At 75.0% G+C, this 3,638-nt stretch carries 3 protein-coding genes; all 3 read right to left on the bottom strand.

Annotated elements, in window-relative coordinates:
* A partial coding sequence (locus tag CCN44_RS41120) for an enoyl-CoA hydratase/isomerase family protein (RefSeq protein ID WP_208639942.1) occupies positions 1-201 on the bottom strand: 201 nt, incomplete at its 3' end.
* Positions 198-2,417, bottom strand: a complete 2,220-nt coding sequence (locus CCN44_RS41125) for an acetate--CoA ligase family protein (protein WP_086704311.1) — start codon at positions 2,415-2,417, stop codon at positions 198-200. The genes CCN44_RS41125 and CCN44_RS41120, both read right to left, overlap by 4 nt.
* A gap of 96 nt (positions 2,418-2,513) precedes the next feature.
* A partial coding sequence (locus tag CCN44_RS41130; RefSeq protein ID WP_086704314.1) for a flavin-containing monooxygenase occupies positions 2,514-3,638 on the bottom strand: 1,125 nt, incomplete at its 5' end.

Raw genomic sequence — 3,638 nt, forward strand, 5'->3', positions numbered from 1 at the left:
CAGGTCCGCGCCCGCGCAGAAGCCCCGGCCGGTGCCCGTGAGGAGCACCGCCCGGACGCCGGCGTCAGCGGAGGCCTCCGTCAGCAGGTCGATGAGGTGGTCCCGCATGGGCGGGGTCAGGGCGTTCAGGGAGCCGGGGCGGTTCAGGGTCAGGTACGCGACCCCGTCGCGGACCTCGTGCCGTACGGCGTCGTCGGTCATCGGCACACCACCAGCGCGTCCAGCGCCACCGCCCCCTGGCCCCGGGGCAGCACCAGCAGCGGGTTGATGTCCAGCTCCGCGAGGTGCGCGCCCAGTTCCAGGGCCATGCGCTGGATCCGCAGGACGACCTCCACCAGGGCGTCCGTGTCGGCCGGCGGGCGGCCCCGGACGCCGGACAGCAGGGCCCGGCCGCGGAGTTCGCCGAGCATGGCGCGGGCCTGGTCCTCCCCGAAGGGCGGGACGCGGACCGCCGCGTCGTGCAGCACCTCCACCAGGATCCCGCCGAGTCCGACCGTCACCGTCGGCCCGAACAGGTCGTCGTGGGTGACGCCGGCCATCATCTCCACGCCCTGTTCGATCATCTGGCACACCAGGACGCCGTCCAGCCCGACGCCCTCGTAGCGGGCGATGTCGGTCAGTTCGCGGTACGCGTCGCGGACCTGGCTCGCCGAGGTCAGTCCGATCTTCACCAGCCCCAGTTCGGTCTTGTGGGTGAGCTGCGCGCCGGACGCCTTCATCACCACCGGGTAGCCCACCTGCCCGGCCGCCCGTACCGCCCCCGCCGCGCTGGTCACCAGCTGCTCGCGCGGCACCCGGATGCCGTACGCCCGCAGCAGCTGCTTGGCCGCGTGCTCGCTGAGCTGCCGGCCGGGCTGCATGAGCGCCTCGGCCTTGCGGAAGGAGGGGGAGGGGGTGCGCGGGGCCGTGTCGAAGGGGGAGCGGTAGTCGGCCACGAAGCGGTGGTGGTCGAGCCAGGCGCGGACGGCCGTCAGGCAGTTGCCGACCGTGCGGAAGGTGGCCACCCGGGAGGAGCCGAGCAGCACCTCCCGGTACGCCGGCTCGGTGCCGGCCGGTGAGCCCCAGACCACGCACACCAGCTTGTCGGTCTCCTCGGCGGCGGCCACCAGATCGCGCACGAGCAGGTCGCTGAGCGGCGGGAAGGGGCCGGTGACGGGGCAGATCAGGACCCCGACCCCGGGGTCGGCGAGGAGCGCGTCGATGATCTTCCGGCCGCGCCGGTCGCCGACCGGGTGGCCGCCGTTGTCCACCGGGTTGGCCACGCTCAGGTACTCCGGTATCCACTGGTGCAGCTCGGCCTGCTTCTGCGGGGACAGCGTCGGCAGCCGGAGCCCCGCCGCGGTGGCCAGGTCGGCGACGTGCGCGCCGGTGCCGCCGGAGATGGAGTAGACGACCACGCCCTCGGCCAGGGGTGCCCTCGCCCGTGCCAGCAGGGCCGCCGTGTCCTGGAGTTCGTCCAGGGCGTCGACGCGGATCACGCCGTACTGCCGCATGGCCGCGTCCACCACGTCGTCGGCGCCGGTGAGCTTGCCGGTGTGCGAGGCGGCCGTCCGGGCACCGGCCTCGGTCCGGCCCACCTTCACGGCGACCACCGGCACCTTGCGGCGGGCGGCGCGGTCGGCGGCCAGCAGGAAGGCGCGGCCGTCCTTGAGGCCCTCCACGTACGCGGCGATCGCGCCGACCTCGGGCTGCTCGGCGAACCAGGAGAGGAAGTCGGCGGTCTCCAGGTCGGCCTCGTTGCCGGTGGGCGCCCAGTGCGAGAGCCGGATGCCGAGGTCCTGGAGGGCGAAGACGGGCCGGCCCTGGTGCCCGGACTGGGTGATCAGCGCGATGGCCGGCCCGGTGAGGTCGTCCCGGAAGCGTTCGAAGGCGTTGAGGTTGGTGTTCGGGCCGAGCAGCCGCAGCCCCGAGCGGCGTACCGCCTCGGCCAGCCGGTCCTGCGCCTCGGCGCCCGCCTCCCCGGTCTCCGCGAACCCCGAGGCGAAGGCCACCGCGAACGGCACCTTCGCCGCGTCGAGTTCCTCGATCAGCGGGAGCGGGTCGGCGACCAGCAGCACCGCCAGGTCGACCGGTCCGGGCAGCCCGGCGACGGAGGCCGCGCAGGGCAGGCCGAAGACGGACGCCCGGGTGGGGTGCACCGGATGCACCCGCGCCCCGACCCGCGCCGCCCAGTCCAGCAGCTGCCGGGTGATCCCGGTGTTCGGCCGCCCCTCGGCGTCCGATGCGCCGATCACGGCGACCGACCGCGGCCGGAAGAAGCGGGTCAGGTCCGGTACCTCCGCGCAGAGCGGGCGCCCGCTGACGTCCAGGTCCGCCACCCGGTCGTGGACGGCGGGGCCGGGCCGCTGCTCGCCGCAGGCGATGACCCGGGCCCGGCGGGAGTCGGTGGTGAGGGTGCCGTGGGTCGATCCGAGCATCGTTCCGCCCGCCTCCTTCGAGACAGCCACCAGCAACTGACGCTCTGTCAGGTTACTGAACTGACGGAGTGTCAGGAATGGGTGCGGGCGGCGAAGTTACCGGGTGCCCGCGCCGACCCGGCGCGCGACCGCCTTCGCGATCCGGCCCGCGTCGATCGCCAGCTCCCGGAGCATCCCGCTGATGGGGTTGGTGAACCCGGTGAAGTACAGGCCGGGCGCCTGGGCGGGCGTACGGCCGCCGTGCACCACCGGTCTGCCGCGCCCGTCCAGCACCCCGAGGTGCCCCACGAGCCCCTCCAGCGAGCGGACGTACCCGGTCGCCGCGATCACCGCGTCGGGCGAGATCCGGCTGCCGTCGGCGAGGACCACCTCGCCGTCCTCGAACGCCTCCACGGCGGCCACGATCTCCACCCGGCCCTTGCGCACGGCGTCGATCAGGCCGACGTCCTGCACCGGGATCGCGCCCTGCTTCACCCTGCTGTACAGGCCGGTGTCCGGACGCGGCAGGCCGTGCGCGGACAGGTCCGGGGTGCTGAGCCGCCCCACCGGACCGGCGAGCCGGTCCACGAGCCACACCGGCAGCCGCCGGACCAGCACGCCCGTGTACTGGGCGGCCCAGCCGAGGGTCGACCGGCGCAGGATGTGCGGCGGCGTGCGCACCGCCAGCCGTACCCGCGCGGCCCCGCCCTCCGCCAGGTCCACGGCGATCTCCGCGCCGGTGTTGCCGATCCCGACGACGAGCACGTCCCGGCCCCGGTACGGCTCGGCGTGGCGGTAGCCGGCGGCGTGCAGCAGCTCGCCGCCGTACCCCTGGCGGCCCGGCCAGTCGGGCAGCCGCGGGGTGTGGTTGAAGCCGGTGGCGACGACCACCGCGCTGCCGGTCAGCTCCCGGCCGCCGGAGGCGTGCAGCAGCCAGCCGGTGCCGTCCGCGGTCCGCTCGACGCGGTGCACCTCCACCCCGGTGACGATCTCCAACCGGTGGTGCTCGGCGTACTTCTCCAGGTAGCGCACCAGGTCGTCCCGGGACACCCAGCGGCCGAACCGCCGGGGTATGGCGAGGCCGGGCAGCGCGGACAGCCGCCGGGTGGTGTGCAGGTGCAGCCGGTCGTAGTGCCGCCGCCAGGAGGCGCCGACCCGGTCGGACTTCTCCAGGACCACGGTCCGTACGCCCCGCGCCCGCAGCGCGTACGCGGCGGCGAGGCCGCCGGGGCCGGCGCCGAT

Origin of the sequence: Streptomyces tricolor (genome assembly GCF_002155905.1) — a bacterium.
Lineage (GTDB): Bacteria > Actinomycetota > Actinomycetes > Streptomycetales > Streptomycetaceae > Streptomyces > Streptomyces tricolor.

Coding starts and splice junctions, on each gene's coding strand:
- CCN44_RS41125 (WP_086704311.1), bottom strand. CDS start 2,417: ATGCTCGGATCGACCCACGGCACCCTCACCACCGACTCCCGCCGGGCC.